Genomic DNA, 16,087 nt, shown 5'->3' on the forward strand with positions numbered 1-16,087 from the left:
GGCTTTTTGCCTACGGAGTGCGCACTGAAGACGTTCGATGGATGTGAGAACCGCAGGAATCGCTTGTTTTACGCAGGAAAGGATCATGGGAATGGAAGTCTTTTGGAATTTTTGCCCGGGACAACCTGCTCCGCACGGAGAAAAACCGGGCCGAGCAATTTCGGTTGACTGGAGTTTTTCTTATGACGGACTTCAATACCGGATTCCGCACATTTACCGTTTTCGGGAGGGAATCGTTTTTGATGCGGTTGCCGTGCTGGACCGCGCGGCGGCCCGCGCTTTTTACGACCGGTACCGGGACAAAGAAGCAGGGATGTCTTTGGAAGAAATTGAATTCGCGCGCGCAACCTCTCCGCTGCCGGAAATACTTCCGATCAAGGAATTTTATGTGAATGGGCGGAAAGTCAACAGCGGATGGCGCGGGCAGGGAAGACCTTATTTTCCGTGGGATCCGCACGACGGGGGAGAATTGCTGCCGCTGATTGAAGAAAACGGGTTTTTAGAGGACGCCTGTTTTGCGTGGACGCGGTGCCACGTGCCGTTTCCTCCTTTTTATAAGTTGAAAACTCTGAAGATCCGCCTGTATGAAACGCGGAAATCTCTGCCGGTCGGCGTTCGTTTTTCCCTTCCGGTCGGGAAAGAGGCAGCGGGGCGTGAAATTGAATTCATTCATCCTGTGACGGGGAATGCGCACCGCCTGATCGTAGAAAGTCTGGAAGGGACGGATCTCGATCTTGTTTTTCGCAGTTCGCCGGGTTCCGGGCGGCGCTACTGTCCGCTGCTGCGATATATGATCGATCCGCCGCTGCCGGAAACCGACAAACTGGAAGTGCGTCAGGAAGGGTCTCAAACGAGCTCATCCGCCGGCGGCGCAATCGGGGTGATCGGCGGGGCGGAGGGTCCTACCGCCGTCTTTTTCGGCGATCCGCTTTCCGGAACGCGAGGTCTTCCTGTCAGGCAAGTCTTCTTGTCACCGGCGGAATCAATTCCGGAACAGGTAAAAATCCGGATCCCGTTTTTGACCGTGCCCAAAAATCCGGAAACGGAAATCGTTTTGTCCCTCTAAATTGCGGATCCACAGAGATAGAAAGAGAAAGAGCAGGGGATGCAATGTGCATCTCCTGCTCTTTTACAAAACGTATTATTTTACTTCGATTTTACGGGGTTCCGGCTTTGCCTCGACCAGTTTCGGCAAATCAAGGCTCAAAACGCCGTCCTGATAGCTGGCGCTGATTTTTTCAGCGTCGATGCCCTGAAGGTCGAAGCTGCGGCTGAAGGCGCTGTACCTTCTTTCGCGGCGAACATAGTTCTTCTGGTCGCCGCCGGATTCTTCCTTATGTTCGGCGCTTAACTGAAGTCTGCCGCCATCCACGGAAATGTTGATGTCCTCCTTGCTGAATCCCGGCAAGTCGGCCTTCAGCACAAACTTGTCGCCTTCATCCACAATGTCGGTTCGGAAGGGCACGGTGTCCATCCCTACTCCGCCGAAAAAACTGCTGTTGAGCATCCGGTCAAAGGTATCGAAAATACTGCCGGTGCTGCTTTCAAATGGAACCAGATCAAACATACTGAAAACCTCCTTTAATTAATCGTTTTCTATGAAAAGCTCCTCGAGGGGAAGCGCTTTCATTACAAACAGTATTATTGTATCTCAATTTTACGGGAAGAGGGTTTGGCTTCGACAATTTTGGGCAGATCGAGCGTCAGCACGCCGTCCTGATAAGCTGCGCTGATTTTTTCGGCATCGATCCCCTGAATGTCAAAGCTGCGGCTTAAGGTGCCGTATTTTCTTTCTCTTCGAATGAAATTCTTTTTTCCATCGTCCGTTTCCTCTTTCCGCTCGGCCGAAAGGGTCAACATGTCTCCGCTTACGTCGACCTTAATATCCTCCTTGCAAAAGCCGGGCATGTCGGCCTTTAAAACGAATTTGTCACCTTGGTCAAGAATATCGGCGCGGCAGGGCGCGCACTCCGCGTTATACCCACTGAAAAAACTGCTGTTCAGCATCCGGTCAAAATAGTCGAACACGCCGCCCGACCTTGAATCAAAGGGAACCAAATCAAACATTAGAAAAACCTCCTGTCAACATTTTCATTCCTGTGCTTAGTATAAGCACGTTATTTTACTTCAATTCTTTTCTGCGATGATTTTGCCTGGGCCGATTTCGGAAGCTCCAGTTCCAGAACCCCGTCGCTGTAGCGGGCGCAGATTCCTGCGGAGTCGATTCCGCTGAGATCAAAGCTGCGGCTGAAAGCGCCGTACCTTCTTTCTTTTCGAATATAGTTCTTTTTATTTTCATTGACTTCTTCTTTATGTTCCGCGTTAAGGGTCAAACAATCGCCCTCCACGTTAATGTTGATCTCCTGTTTCTGAAAGCCGGGCAGGTCCGCTCTCATAATATATTTATCGCCCTTGTCGAGAATATCGGTCCGAAATGTCTGGAAGGAATCCGTCCCGTTCCAGAAACCGCCGTTCATGAAACGGCTGAATTCATCGAACAGACCGTCCGTGCCGCGGTCAAAAGGAATCAAATCAAACATATAAAAGCCTCCGTTTCCATTTGATGATTGGTATCGGGAACTGTTCCGTTCCCCTTTTGACAGTTTCAGTATATCTGCTGATTATGAATAAATTTTGAAATAATTTTTGAATATTTGTGAATTTTAGCACTCTAATGAAAAGAGTGCTAAAACTTTTCCGGCATAGAGTTCCCAATCCTGTTTAAGGAGCGCTTTAGCTGACTGGGTTTTTTGAGTTTTTGCCAGCTTCCCTTTATTTTACCAATTTTCATAATATGTTTCTAATTTCTATGAAATTTATCATCTATGACTCGTATAATGGAGAACGTTGTCATTCTGTGGAGATGAATATGATGAAGAAACTGACAAAATCAATGTTTTTGCTGGTTACGCTGGTCTTTCTGCTATTGAGCTCGGGGTGCGCTTTGGCTCAGGCCTGCGCGAAAACTGCAAACACAGCCGTGGCGCAGCAGATGTCAAAACGCAGGGGAGCCAAAATCAGCCGCCCGGCCGTCCCGGAGTTGCAGGCGGGATACAATCTGGTATCCCTTCCCACCTATGACGGATCGGGGCAGCTGACGCACCCAAAGCTTCTTTATTTTCCAAACAAGTGGAACGGCTGGAAATACTGGCTGTCGTTCACGCCTTACCCAGACGGAAACGATGATTACGAGAACCCCTCCTTGGTTGTTTCTGACGACATGGTGCATTGGCAGGAGCCGGATGCCCGCGAAAATCCCGTTTCCGGAATCCCGTCGGATGTCGGATACGGCGGGCACTATTCGGACTCCCATATTGTGATGCGCAACAATGTCATGGAGCTGTGGTATCGCTATAATAAAGGAAACCGCGAGACAAACCGGCCGGACTATTCCATCGATTATTATTACCGCAAAACCAGCTTTGACGGAATTCACTGGACCCAGCCGGAGCTGATGCAAAGTTCGAAAGGCGGCATTCTGAGCCTTGATGTCAATTATTCTGACGGAGAATACGAGTTCTGGTACACGGATTACAAGCATCGTCTGCTGCATGCGGTGAGCAAAGACGGCAGCGCTTGGAGCAGCCCGAAGGTATGCAGTCTTTCGCTGGGTAAAAATTACGCACCGTGGCATCAGGACATTATTCAGTATCACGGGGAGTACTATCTGCTTCAGACGGGGGTAAACCTGACAAAGTATTCTTTCGCGCTGTTCCTTTCCCGTTCTGCGGACGGGATTCATTTTTCAAAGGGGGTGCCGTTCTACCCGAGCGACGACCCGGTGATTCTGTCGCAGGCCTGGTTGTACCGCAGTACGCTGGTCGAGGAAGATAACAGGTTTGTGTTTCTGATCGCCGCCCGTTTTCCCGACGGACGCTGGTACCTGATGAAAAGCGGCCTGTCCGTCGCGGAATTCGATCAGGCCCAGGGACAGGAGTTTATTATTGAGCCGCGGTCGCCCCAAGTGAAAGCCCTTTAAGTAAGAATTGACAATCTCCCTTTGATATGCCTGCCTCCGGCCCAAGGCTCCCGGCAGCACAGAAAAGCCGTCCGGTCCGCTCCCGCATGGGGGGCAAACCGAACGGCTTTTCCATTACTCATTCAACCCTTCAAATTGAAGGTTATAGTACCGGGCGTAAACCCCGTTTGCATTCAAAAGAGCATCATGCGGGCCGCGTTCGATAATTCCGTCGTCGCCGATCACGATGATTTCATCCGCGTTCCGGATGGTTGAAAGGCGATGGGCGATGACGATAGTCGTACGGCCCCGGCTGAGCAGGTCGAGCGAAGCCTGAATCCGGCGTTCGCTTTCATTGTCAAGCGCGCTGGTCGCCTCGTCCAAAATCAGGATTTTGGGATTCTTTAAGAAAACGCGCGCAATGGAAATCCGCTGCTTCTGTCCTCCGCTTAAACGGGCGCCCCGCTCGCCGACGTATGTATCGTATCCGTCTTCCAGATCCATAATAAAATCGTGGATGTTGGCTTTTCGCGCGGCTTCCATGATCTCCTCGTCGGTTGCGTCGGGTCTGCCGTAGGCGATGTTTTCACGGATGCTGCCGGAAAACAGGTAAACGTCCTGCTGCACGATGCCGATGGAGCTGCGCAAGGAACTCAGACGGACTTTTCTTACGTCGATTCCGTCAATGGAAACGCTGCCGCCGGTTACGTCGTAAAAACGCGGCACAAGGGAACACAGGGTTGTTTTCCCGCCGCCGGACGGGCCGACCAGCGCGATGGTCTGTCCCGCGCTGATTTTCAAATCAATGTGGTTCAGAACCTGCTCGGTGTCATTGTAGCTGAAGGAAACATCCTTGTATTCAATGTTTCCCTTTACATCTTCCAAATCCACCGCGTCAGGGCTGTCCACAATATCCGGTTCGGTTTCAATCACTTCCAGAAAGCGTTTGAACCCGGAATATCCTTTTTGAAACTGTTCCGTAAATTCAACCAGGACGTCGATGGGGTTGATAAAGATCGTAATATACAAGGCGTAAATCGCAAGGTCCGATACCCGAAGGCTTCCGTTCGCGATGAAAAAACCGCCGCTGAGCAGAACGGTCAGATAAAGAAGCCCCTCAAAAAAGGAGTTTCCGGCGCGAAACGTGCCCATGATTTTATAGCTGCCGACCTTTGAATCCAGAAACTGCAGATTGCTGCGCTCGAATTTGTCCTGCTCCAGCGCTTCGTTTCCAAAGGATTTGACCACGCGGATTCCGGCCAGGCTGTCCTGCACGCTGGAGTTGACTCCGCTGATTTTTCTTCTGTTGTCCATAAAGATCGCGCGCATTTTCTTGTTCTGGCTGATGCTGAACAAAACCATGACAAGCGCAACGGCGGCAAGAATCAGAGTCATGGGCACGTTGATGAACAGCAGCAGGAGGAAAGAGCCGAGCAGCTTAACTACGGAAATGAAGATGTTCTCCGGTCCGTGGTGCGCAAGCTCGGAAATGTCGAACAGATCGGAGACAAGCCGGCTCATCAGGTCGCCCGTGTTGTTGCGGTCGTAGTAGGTGAATGAAAGCCGCTGATAGTGCTCGAACAGATCCTGCCGCATGTTGCTTTCCATTCTGGCACCCATGATATGGCCCCAGGAGGTAATAAAGTACTGGCAGCCGAAGCGGGCGAGGCACATGACCAGAAGAATCCCGGCGAGCGGCAAAAGGATTTTTAAGATACCTTTCGGGTTTACTTCGAACACTCCGTTGGTCAGATAGCGAAGAAGCTGGGGCAGGGAGATGTCGATTGCGGAAAGAAGCAGCGCGCATAAAATGTCAAAATAAAAAAGCGCTTTGTATGGTCGGTAGTATCGGATGAATTTTTTAAATACGGGCATATTTTCTTCCTCTAAACGGTTTTCGGCTGTTCGTAGGTTTCTCCGAAGGTTTCCACCGCAACGGATTCGATGGCCTCGTCTTCGAGGGGCTTGTCGTCATAATCCCGAGGCACGTTCACAATGCGGTCGACTTCCTCCATACCGGAAATCACGCGGCCGAAGGACGCGTATTCACCGTCCAGATATGGGGAATCCTCAACCATGATGAAAAACTGGGAACCGGCGCTGTTCGGGTCCACAGTACGCGCCATGGAAATCACACCCCGGGTATGCTTCAGGTCATTCTGGAAGCGGTTTGAAGTAAATTCGCCCCGAATGCTGTAACCGGGACCGCCGGTTCCGTTGCCGAGCGGGTCGCCGCCCTGAATCATAAATTTAGGAATGATGCGGTGAAACAATGTGCCGTTGTAAAACCCTTTTTCAATCAACGAGATAAAATTATTTACGGTATTCGGCGCAACGTCGGGGTAAAGTTCTATTTTGATCACGCCCTTTGAGGTTTTCATGGTAACCATCGGATATTTCATGCAGGAATCCTCCGTTTAATGTTATTCGATTTGCACAATACTCCCATTATAGCCGGGAAACCGATTTTGCACAAGAAAATCTTGCAAAACTTGCAGATTGTACAGGGCGGAAAGCTGAACACGACTCTTTTTTATAGAGTATTATGAATATTCTCTCTCTTTTTCATTGATATATTGCCCACATCATTTTTTGCAGGTGCGAAGCTTGCCGTTTTTCATGGCAGATTATGGCTGAATATGGTATACTATTGTAAAAACAGGGAGGAAAACCGGTGAAATTGATTTCTTGGAATGTCAACGGCCTGCGCGCTTGTCTGAATAAGGGGTTTCTTGATTTTTTCAACCGCGCCGACGCGGATGTTTTCTGTATTCAGGAAACAAAAATGCAGCCCGAACAGGCGGAGCTGATTCTGGCGGGGTACCGCCAATACTGGAATTCAGCACAGAAAAAGGGATATTCCGGGACGGCGGTTTTTTCTCGGCTGGAACCGCTTTCCGTGCATTACGGGATCGGTGTCCCGGAGCATGACACCGAAGGCCGTTGCATTACGCTGGAATTTCCGGATTTTTATCTTGTTACGGTGTATACGCCGAATTCCCAGCGGGAACTGACCAGGCTCTCCTACCGCATGCAGTGGGAAGACGCGTTCTGTGATTATCTGACCTGCCTGAATGGGGAAAAGCCTGTGATTGTCTGCGGGGACATGAATGTGGCCCATGAGGAGATCGACCTCAAAAATCCGAAAAGCAATCGGCGCAACGCGGGTTTTACCGTGGAGGAACGGGAGAAGATGACCCGACTGCTCGGGTGCGGCTTTACGGATAGCTTCCGCTGGCTTTATCCGGACCGGGTCGCTTATTCCTGGTGGTCTTACATGTTTCATGCCAGAGAAAAAAACGCCGGCTGGCGTATTGATTATTTTCTGGTTTCCGACCTGCTGCGGGGCAGAATTGAGGACAGCGGAATTCTGGCGGAAGTGATGGGAAGCGATCACTGCCCGGTTGAATTGATTCTCCGGGAAGGGACCAAATTGGATGAAGAAAGAGAGGAAAACAGATGCAGCTGATTTTTTACGGAGCGGACAAAGAAGTGACGGGGAGCTGCCATTGCCTGGAGGCCTGCGGAAAACGGATTCTGATTGACTGCGGGCTTCAGCAGGGTGCGGACGGCGGCGACAACAGGGAATTTCCTTTTTCAGCGCAGCAGATTGATTCTGTCATCGTTACACACGCGCATATCGACCACAGCGGACGTCTTCCGCTTTTGGTGAAAAACGGATACCGGGGCAAAATCCATGCGACGGGCGCCACCTGCGATTTGCTTTCCATTATGCTGCGGGACAGCGCGCACATTCAGGAAATGGATGCAATGAACGAAAACAGGAAGGGAAAGCGGGCCGGGAAAAAGCCGGAGGAACCGCTTTACACGGTTGAGGATGCTCAGGACACGATCGAGCGCCTGGAACCCTGTGTTTACGGGGACATGGTGCAGGTCTGCGAGGGGGTCCGGTTCCGGATGGTGGACGCCGGACATCTGCTTGGCTCCGCCTCGGTGGAGCTGTGGGCGGAAGAAAACGGCGAAGTGAAAAAAATTGTGTTCTCCGGCGATATCGGCAATCTAAATCAGCCCATTATCCGCGACCCGCAGTATATTAAGGAAGCGGATTATGTGGTGATGGAATCCACGTACGGCAACCGGGAGCATGATCCGATCGCCAACTATATTCCGGACCTTGCAAAGGTATTTGACCAGACGCTGGCGGCGGGAGGCAATGTAGTCATCCCCAGTTTTGCGGTGGGCCGCACCCAGGAGCTGCTCTATTTTATCCGGGAAATGAAAGCGAGAGGGCTGGTCAAAAGCGTGCCTGATTTTCCGGTTTATGTGGACAGCCCCCTTGCGGCCGAAGCGACGGAAATTTACAGTGGCGACCTGACCGGTTACGCGGATCAGGATACCGTCCGCGTTCTCCGCGAGGGCTTCCGACCTCTCCGTTTTTCCAATCTGCATCTCTGTGAAAGTGTGGAAGAATCCAGAAGCTTAAACATGGACGGGGTCCCCAAAGTGATTATTTCCTCAAGCGGAATGTGTGAAGCGGGCCGCATCCGCCATCATTTAAAGCACAATCTGTGGCGGAGCGAGTGCGCCGTCGTATTTGTCGGGTATCAGGCTAACGGCACGCTCGGCCGGATTCTGGTCGACGGGGCAAAGCAGGTGAAGCTGTTCGGCGAGGAGATTGCCGTCAAGGCGCAGATTCATAATTTTAAAGCCCTTTCCGGCCACGCGGACCACAACGGACTTCTGCGCTGGATCGGCGCGTTTACGCAGAAACCCAGACGCGTGTTCGTCGTTCACGGCGAGCAGGAAATCTGCCGTGAGTTTACGGAAAACCTCAACGCCCTCGGCTACCAGGCCTATACCCCGAATTTCCAGGCCGTCGCGGATCTTTTGAGCAATTCGATTGTGAATGAGGGCGTCGAGCCCATGCATGCGAAGGCAAAGGCCAGAAGGGTTCAGGCCGCGTTCGCGCGTCTGGTGGAGGCTGGACGCCGCCTGATGCGTGTGATTCAGGAAAACGAGGGGGGCGCAAACAAGGACCTCGCAAAATTTTCGGATCAGATCAATTCTCTCTGTGACAAGTGGAGCCGCTGAAAGATAACGGAAAAGAGCCCGCGCACTGCGCGGGCTCTTTTTTTACTGTAATCTATGTAGCCGGAGTTTGAATCATTTGAGTCTTAGAAGAAACATCCTTCTGATTTTCCGCCGTGTTTCCGACATAAATATGGTACTGATCCTTTCCGTGGGCTTTTGAATAATACAGTGCGTGATCTGCTTTTTTGTACAGTTCCCGGTATTCCTCTCCGTCTTCCGGATACAGGGACACGCCGACACTGCCGCTGACTCGGTACGAAGAGTCCTCAAGGCGGATTTCGCCGAACAGATTTTTGACCGCGTTCAGTTTTTCCGTTAAGGTGTCGGAGGAGGAATAGTCCTTCATAAACACAAAAAATTCATCGCCGCCGATTCTACCAACGATATCGGAGCAGCGAAACAGCCCGGACAGCTTCTGCGCAACCTGGGAAAGAGCCGTATCCCCCTGAATGTGCCCCAGCGTATCGTTGATCCGCTTGAAATTGTCAATGTCGATCATGATGGCGGCGTGGCGGCCGCTCTTTCCCGCCCCAGCCAGAAAATCCTCAATCAGAGTTTGGGTAAAGCTCTTGTTGTAAATGCCTGTCAAACCGTCTTTGCGCGACTGCTTTAGAATTTCCAGTTCCTGTTTTTTACGTTCGTCAATATTTTTGACGTAACCGATCACTTTCAGCCCGTCACCGGAATTTCCGCTCCGGATGACGGAAGAAGAAACCCATTTTAATGCGCCGGAAGGCAGCTGCTGCCGGTATTCAAGGGTGATCTCGGGAATCTCGGATGCTCGAAAAGCTTCCATTAGATTTCGCCGGTCAAAGGTTTGAAAAAATTTCTCTTTATCTTCTTCGTAAACGGCATAATCCGCAATGCTGCGAATCATATCGTCAAACATTTCGGTATTTAAGAAAGAAAAAACTCTTTGATAACCCTCACGCCCGTAAATCAGACGATTATGGGTTAAGTCTGCTTCAAAGATGCGCTCGCAGGTTAATTCAAGCGCAGACCGATAGATCTTCTCATTTTCATATAGCTGAACCTGAAGCCTTCGGTTTTCTTTCAGTTCTTCCGTTTGATTTTCAACGCAGGTCATCAGATGGTTGAAAGAAACGGACAGCCGATGAAAATTATCGTTTTCATCATAACAGGAAAATCGAGCGCGGAAATCACCCCGGATTGCCCGGTTGATCGCATCCAGAAAATCAGAGGTTGGTTTGTCTACATAACGGTACCAGATCGCCAAAAGAAGGAGGAGCGAAACTAATGAGGAGAGGATCACGGATTCCGCCGTGATCTTGTGGAATCCGTTTGTCAGTAACGCGGTCAGAATTTCGGACAATGAAAAACCTAAAATCAAAAACCAGAACGATTTCCCTTTCACGGAATGACTCCTCCAATCCATCACCGCATGGGAATTTGCGGTGAAAAGTGCAACCGGCTGGCGTGCCCTGTCGGGTTTAGCCCCTTGGCTTTGCGTCTCCGTCTTTCGGCGGATTTGCCATTTTACTTATTGGCAGGAACTATTGCATAAGAAAAGTATAAATCACAAAAAGAATCTATGCAATATGTTTTTGTCCGGAAAAGGCAATTCTGGAGATATAAACAAATATTTATTTACTGTATTGGCTAATATTTCCTTTCTGATTCGGAAGTTTTTCTCTTGCCACAGCCAGCATCAGCTTGATCCTGTTTTCCTGGTTGACTCTGGTCGCGCTGGGGTCGTAATCGATTGGAACAATGTTGGAACGCTCGTCAACGGCTTTGATTTTGTGGATCATACCTTTGCCGCAGATATGGTTTGGCAGACAGCCGAACGGCTGCGCGCAGACGATGTTTTCATAGCCCTGTTCGGTCAATTCCATCATTTCGGCCGTCAACAGCCAGCCTTCTCCCATTTTGTCACCGTAGCCGATAATGTCCTTGACAAGGCTTTTGGTGTGAGTATAAGGAGTCGGCGCCAGAAACTTTGGTTCGGTTTTGACCGCGTCAATCAGAATGTCCTGCATTTTCGTCAGGTAGTTCATCAGCTTTTGCACCACGAATTTTTTCGCCGGGTTTCCCCCGTACAGGCTGATGTCCTCCAGACGGTTGTCCACCTTGAACAGCGCGAAGCCCATAATACCGGGAACGTTGATTTCACAGTCCTGCCCGCGCAGAAATCCCTCCAGATTGTTGTTTCCCAGCGCGGCGTATTTCACATAGATTTCGCCGACGATACCGACTTTGACCTTTGGTGTTTTCTGAACCGGAACGGCGGCGAAATCGTGAACGATCGCGTTCAGGTTTTTCCTTTGTTCTTTCAGAGACAGGCCGCGGCCCCGGTTAAACTGCTCCGAAAGGTCCGCAATCCATTTTTCAACCTTTTGCCCGCTGTCACCCTTGTTGATTTCGTAAGCCTCCGTCTGATTGTGCAGCAGCATCAGCGCGTCGCCGTAAACGACGCCTGCGACAAATTTCCGCACCATGGAAAGCGTGATCTGAAAGCCCGGATTCCGTTCCAGAAACGACAGATTAAGAGAAATCACGGGAACCTGTTCCAGGCCGGCTTTTTTCAGCGCCTTGCGCAGCAGATGGATGTAGTTGGAGGCGCGGCATCCGCCGCCGGTCTGGGTTATAATCAGCGCGGTTTTGTTCAGGTCGTATTTTCCGGAATGCAGTGCGTCGATAAACTGCCCGATGACAAGAAGAGCCGGGTAACAGGTGTCGTTATGAACGTATTTGAGTCCCTCCTGTACGATGTTGGGGCCGGTTGTGCTCAGCAGTTCAAATTGATAGCCGCAGTTTTTCATAACATTGACAATCAGCCGGAAATGAATCGGCGCCATCATCGGACACAGGATGGTGTAATCCTTTTTCATTTCCTTTGTAAACAGAAGACGCCCCTGCTTGTTGTATTTCAGTTTTGCCATAGTAACGCACCCCCTCACGGTTCCAGAGCGGCGAACAGGCTGCGCAGCCTGATTTTCACCGCGCCAAGGTTTGTGATTTCATCAATTTTGATCTGCGTGTAGATTTTATTGCCCTCTTCCAGAATCCTGCGGACTTCATCGGTTGTAATGGCGTCGACTCCGCAACCGAACGAGACCAGCTGAACCAGATTCATATCCGGTCTGGAACAGACGTATTTTGCCGCGGCGTACAGTCTGGCGTGATATGTCCACTGGTTTAAAACATCCGTATGGACTTTGCCGACTCTTCGGCTGACGATGTCCTCCGTAATGACGGCGGCGCCCAGACTGACGATCAGCTTGTCGATGCCGTGGTTGATTTCCGGGTCCAAATGATAAGGCCGGCCGCTCAGAATAATGATCGGAAGCTTTTCCCGCTCCGCCTGCGCGATCATTTCGTCGCCCCTTTGCCGGACCTGTTCCATGTACCGGCCGTATTCGCCGTACGCCGCTTTCGCCGCGCGTTTTACTTCTCGTACGGTGATGTCCGGAAAGCTTTTTTGCAGAATGGCATGCATTTTGACAGGGAAATCGTGTTTGCGGTGAATGCCGACGTAATCGTGAATCAGGTTGCGGCCCTCGAGCGTGCTCATGTTGGCGGCGATCACTTCCGGATAATAGGCGACAACCGGGCAGTTGTAATGGTTGTCGGAGATTCCTTCGTCGAAATTGTACGACATGCAGGGGTAGAAAATATTCTGAATCCCTTCGTCGATCAGCGCCTGCACATGGCCGTGCATCAGTTTCGCGGGAAAGCAGACGGTGTCGGACGGGATGGTGCTCTGTCCGTTCAGGTACAGTTCGCGGTCCGACATCGGGGAAAGCACCACTTCAAACCCAAGGGAGGTAAAAAAGCTGTGCCAGAACGGGAGCAGCTCGTACAGGTTAAGCCCCATGGGAATCCCGATTTTTCCCCTGGGCCCCGGCTCGGATTTGCGGTAGGAAGCCAGAAGATCCATTTTGTAGGCGACCATGTTCAGCTCGCTTTTCGAGTTGCGCTTGGTAACGGGCTTTTCGCAGCGGTTCCCGCCGATAAAGCGCCGGTTCTCCCCGAAAATATTAATGGTCAGTCTGCAGTGATTGCTGCACAAACCGCAGTTGGTTACTTTTACTTCGTGCTTGAAATTTTCGAGCTCTTCCGGGCCGACCAGCGTGGTTTGCGCCGCCGGTTTGCTCATGGCGTAAAGCGCCGCGCCGTAGGCGCCCATCAGACCGGAGATGTCGGGTCTGGTGACCTCCACGCCGAGCTCCTTTTCAAAAACGCGCAGTACCGCGTCGTTCAGAAAGGTTCCGCCCTGAACGACAATATTTTTCCCGAGTTCTTCGGCGTTCGGGACGCGGATGACCTTGTAGATCGCGTTTTTCACCACGCTGACCGAAAGGCCGGCGGAGATATCCTCCGTGGTCGCGCCGTCCTTCTGCGCCTGCTTGACCTGGGAATTCATAAACACAGTGCAGCGGGAGCCCAGGTCCACGGGATGCTCCGCGAACAGCCCGAGCTTCGCGAATTCCGGAATTTCGTAGCCGAGCGTGTTGGCAAACGTCTGCAGAAACGAACCGCAGCCGGAAGAACAGGCTTCGTTCAAAAAAATATTGTCCACAGCGCCGTTGCGAATTTTAAAGCATTTCATGTCCTGCCCGCCGATGTCGATGACAAAATCGACGTTTGGGCGGAAGTGTTTGGCGGCGGTAAAATGCGCGACGGTTTCCACAATGCCGTAGTCGATTCCGAACGCGTTTTTCAGAAGCTCTTCTCCGTAGCCTGTGACCGCGCTCTTCGAAATACGGAGATTTGGGTGTTCTTGATCAATACCGAGCAGATAGTCCCGGATGATAGGGACCGGGTTGCCGGAATTACTTTTGTAGATGGAGTCTAAAATTTCCCCGTCCCTGCCGAGCAGAACGGCTTTGACCGTGGTGGAACCCGCGTCGACGCCCAGATACGCGTCACCGCTGTATTTATCGATGTCGCCGCGCGGAGCTTTGCACTGCGCGTGCCTTTGGCAGAATTCTTCATATTCCGCCGCATTCCGAAACAGCGGAGGAATGGAGAGAAAGCTGCCGGTGGAACCGTATTTCCGGATGCTTTCCAGAGCTTCCACAAGATTTGTCTCAACCGCCCCGCAGTACGCAGCGCCGATGGCGACATAATAAAGGGAATCCTCCGGGCAGACGCCGGTTACCTTCAGTGCGCGGTCGAAGCTGTCGCGCAGCTGCGGCAGAAAAGTCAGCGGCCCGCCCAGATAAACCACCTTGCCGCGGATTGGCCGGCCCTGGGCAAGACCGGCAATCGTCTGGTTTGCGACGGCGGCGAAAATGCTGGCGGAGATGTCCGTTGCCCTTGCGCCCTGGTTCAGCAGCGGCTGAACGTCCGACTTCGCAAAGACCCCGCAGCGTGAAGCGATGGTGTAAATTTTCTCATACCGGGCTGCGAGGCTGTCCATTTCCTCCAACGAAACATTCAAAAGGGTAGCCATCTGATCGATAAAGGCACCGGTTCCGCCCGCGCAGGAACCGTTCATGCGCACCTCCAGTCCGCCGGAAAGAAACAGAATTTTTGCGTCTTCTCCGCCGAGCTCTATAATCACGTCCGCGTCGGGGATCAGCTTTCCGACCGCGATGCGGGTCGCGTAAACCTCCTGAACAAAGGGAAGGCCGCAGGTCTGGGAGATTCCCATTCCGGCGGAGCCTGAAACAGTCAGCTTTGCCGTCTCGTCCAGACTGAATTCACGGCGGACTTTTTCCAGAAGTTCCGTCATTTTTTCAGTGATTTTTGAATAATGCCGTTCATAGGAACGATACAAAATATTGCCTGTTTCATCCATGACGACGCATTTTATTGTGGTGGAGCCAACATCCAATCCAATTTTCATCGCAATGCCCTGCCATTTCCTCAGTCGTTTATATGTTAACAACTCATTCTAATTCAATCATAGCAAATCTGTCAAGGGATTCTTTTTTAAAATTGAAAGTCCGTCTTGTACTTTTGCCGCCGCGATGTTAAAATATTACTCGAAATCAACAGAGAAAGTACGGGGTGAACCTGATGCAGCTTTATGACATGATAGATCTGGACCAGCTGTCCGTGGAAGAAATCATGGATTTGATCGCGCTTTCCGACAGTATCCGCAAGAACCCCTGGGCCTATCGGGAGTCCTGCCGCGGCAAAATAATGGCGACGCTGTTCTACGAGCCTTCCACGCGCACAAAAATGTCGTTTCAGACGGCAATGTACCGTCTTGGCGGCGAAGTGATCGGCTTTGACAATCCGGAAAATACGTCGGTCTCCAAGGGGGAAAGCCTGAAGGACACCATCACGGTCGTCAGCGGGTATGCGGATGTGATTGTGATGCGGAATCCTCGGGAAGGCGCTGCGGCTGCGGCGTCGCTTTATTCAAAGTCTCCCATTATCAACGCGGGGGACGGCGGGCATCTGCATCCCACGCAGACTTTGACGGACCTTGTGACTTTATATAATGAAAAGGGAAGGCTGGACCATTTGAGGATCGGCCTGTGCGGGGACCTGAAAAACGGAAGAACCGTCCATTCGCTGATTCGGACGATGACCCGTTTTCCAGGTTCCTCTTTTGTTCTGATTTCCACCCCGGAACTGGCGCTGCCGAAATATGTGCGGGACGTTATGGACGCCGCGGGCTGTTGCTACACTGAGGCGGCAAGTCTTGAGCAGGCTCTTCCGGAACTTGACGTGCTATATATGACCCGGATTCAGCAGGAGCGTTTTGCAAGTCTTGAGGAATACGAGCGGCAAAAGGGAGTCTTTGTTCTGGACGGCGTAAAACTCAGAAGCGCCAGACCGGATTTGAAAATACTGCATCCGCTGCCCCGCGTGGACGAAATCACGGTCGATGTGGACAACGACCCGCGCGCTTCTTATTTTGACCAGACGGTCTACGGCGTATATGCCAGAATGGCCCTGATCCTGACCATTCTGCAGAGTCGGGACAGGCCGGAAAAAAGAAAAATTCCGCGTTCCACGCATCCGCACCGCTGCTCCAACCCAAAATGTATTACACAGACGGAACATTATTTGCCGAGCCTGTTTACGGAAGCCGGGGACATGCTTCTGTGCTCTTACTGCGACGGAGGCACCTTGATTTAGAGGGCTCCGGCCCTG

Annotated in this window: 13 protein-coding genes and 1 riboswitch; of the genes, 5 read left to right on the top strand and 8 right to left on the bottom strand. The window is 51.5% G+C overall.

The features are described from left to right. Positions 1-37 precede the first annotated feature (37 nt). The gene (locus ACLQ3M_RS07255; RefSeq protein WP_411677026.1) at positions 38-1,066 is read left to right on the top strand and encodes a hypothetical protein; all 1,029 of its coding nucleotides are present in this window, start codon (positions 38-40) and stop codon (positions 1,064-1,066) included. Positions 1,067-1,141: 75 nt separating this feature from the next. On the opposite strand, the gene ACLQ3M_RS07260 is transcribed toward ACLQ3M_RS07255, so the two are convergent. The 3 genes from ACLQ3M_RS07260 to ACLQ3M_RS07270 all read right to left on the bottom strand — a co-directional run bounded on the left by ACLQ3M_RS07260 (position 1,142) and on the right by ACLQ3M_RS07270 (position 2,540). Then, positions 1,142-1,567, bottom strand: coding sequence for an Hsp20/alpha crystallin family protein (locus ACLQ3M_RS07260; protein WP_411677027.1), 426 nt, complete (start codon positions 1,565-1,567; stop codon positions 1,142-1,144). A 74-nt stretch (positions 1,568-1,641) separates the two neighbouring features. Next, positions 1,642-2,067: an Hsp20/alpha crystallin family protein gene (locus ACLQ3M_RS07265; RefSeq protein ID WP_411677028.1), complete on the bottom strand. Its 426-nt coding sequence runs from the start codon at positions 2,065-2,067 to the stop codon at positions 1,642-1,644. 50 nt (positions 2,068-2,117) lie between these two features. After that, positions 2,118-2,540, bottom strand: a complete 423-nt coding sequence (locus ACLQ3M_RS07270) for an Hsp20/alpha crystallin family protein (protein ID WP_411677029.1) — start codon at positions 2,538-2,540, stop codon at positions 2,118-2,120. A gap of 329 nt (positions 2,541-2,869) precedes the next feature. Between ACLQ3M_RS07270 and ACLQ3M_RS07275 the strand changes: the two genes are divergently transcribed. Then, positions 2,870-3,979 (top strand): hypothetical protein, encoded by a 1,110-nt coding sequence (locus tag ACLQ3M_RS07275; protein ID WP_411677030.1) that lies wholly within the window; start codon positions 2,870-2,872, stop codon positions 3,977-3,979. A gap of 114 nt (positions 3,980-4,093) precedes the next feature. Here ACLQ3M_RS07275 and ACLQ3M_RS07280 read toward each other — a convergent pair whose 3' ends face one another. After that, positions 4,094-5,833 carry an ABC transporter ATP-binding protein gene (locus ACLQ3M_RS07280; protein ID WP_411677031.1) on the bottom strand — a complete coding sequence of 580 codons (1,740 nt, stop codon included), beginning with the start codon at positions 5,831-5,833 and terminating at the stop codon, positions 4,094-4,096. Positions 5,834-5,844: 11 nt separating this feature from the next. After that, complete coding sequence (locus ACLQ3M_RS07285; protein ID WP_411677032.1) at positions 5,845-6,360, bottom strand: peptidylprolyl isomerase; 516 nt, start codon at positions 6,358-6,360, stop codon at positions 5,845-5,847. 272 nt (positions 6,361-6,632) lie between these two features. Between ACLQ3M_RS07285 and ACLQ3M_RS07290 the strand changes: the two genes are divergently transcribed. Both ACLQ3M_RS07290 and ACLQ3M_RS07295 read left to right on the top strand, forming a co-directional pair. Further along, positions 6,633-7,427 (top strand): exodeoxyribonuclease III, encoded by a 795-nt coding sequence (locus ACLQ3M_RS07290; protein WP_411677033.1) that lies wholly within the window; start codon positions 6,633-6,635, stop codon positions 7,425-7,427. Then, the gene (locus tag ACLQ3M_RS07295; protein ID WP_411677035.1) at positions 7,418-9,010 is read left to right on the top strand and encodes an MBL fold metallo-hydrolase RNA specificity domain-containing protein; all 1,593 of its coding nucleotides are present in this window, start codon (positions 7,418-7,420) and stop codon (positions 9,008-9,010) included. The genes ACLQ3M_RS07290 and ACLQ3M_RS07295 overlap by 10 nt, the downstream gene beginning before the upstream one ends. Positions 9,011-9,062: 52 nt before the next feature. Here the strand turns inward: ACLQ3M_RS07295 and ACLQ3M_RS07300 are convergent, their stop codons facing one another. From ACLQ3M_RS07300 to ACLQ3M_RS07310, 3 genes are all read right to left on the bottom strand, one after another. Continuing rightward, positions 9,063-10,385 carry a diguanylate cyclase gene (locus ACLQ3M_RS07300; RefSeq protein WP_411677036.1) on the bottom strand — a complete coding sequence of 441 codons (1,323 nt, stop codon included), beginning with the start codon at positions 10,383-10,385 and terminating at the stop codon, positions 9,063-9,065. A 45-nt stretch (positions 10,386-10,430) separates the two neighbouring features. After that, a riboswitch (cyclic di-GMP riboswitch) is annotated at positions 10,431-10,514 on the bottom strand. Positions 10,515-10,614: 100 nt separating this feature from the next. Next, positions 10,615-11,913: a 2-hydroxyglutaryl-CoA dehydratase gene (locus ACLQ3M_RS07305; protein ID WP_411677037.1), complete on the bottom strand. Its 1,299-nt coding sequence runs from the start codon at positions 11,911-11,913 to the stop codon at positions 10,615-10,617. A 14-nt stretch (positions 11,914-11,927) separates the two neighbouring features. After that, complete coding sequence (locus ACLQ3M_RS07310; protein WP_411677038.1) at positions 11,928-14,825, bottom strand: acyl-CoA dehydratase activase; 2,898 nt, start codon at positions 14,823-14,825, stop codon at positions 11,928-11,930. A 173-nt stretch (positions 14,826-14,998) separates the two neighbouring features. Between ACLQ3M_RS07310 and pyrB the strand changes: the two genes are divergently transcribed. Beyond that, positions 14,999-16,072, top strand: coding sequence for an aspartate carbamoyltransferase (gene pyrB, locus ACLQ3M_RS07315; RefSeq protein ID WP_411677039.1), 1,074 nt, complete (start codon positions 14,999-15,001; stop codon positions 16,070-16,072). Positions 16,073-16,087: the final 15 nt, after the last annotated feature.

Source organism: Caproicibacter sp., assembly GCF_046707225.1.
Taxonomy (GTDB): Bacteria; Bacillota; Clostridia; order Oscillospirales; family Acutalibacteraceae; genus Caproicibacter.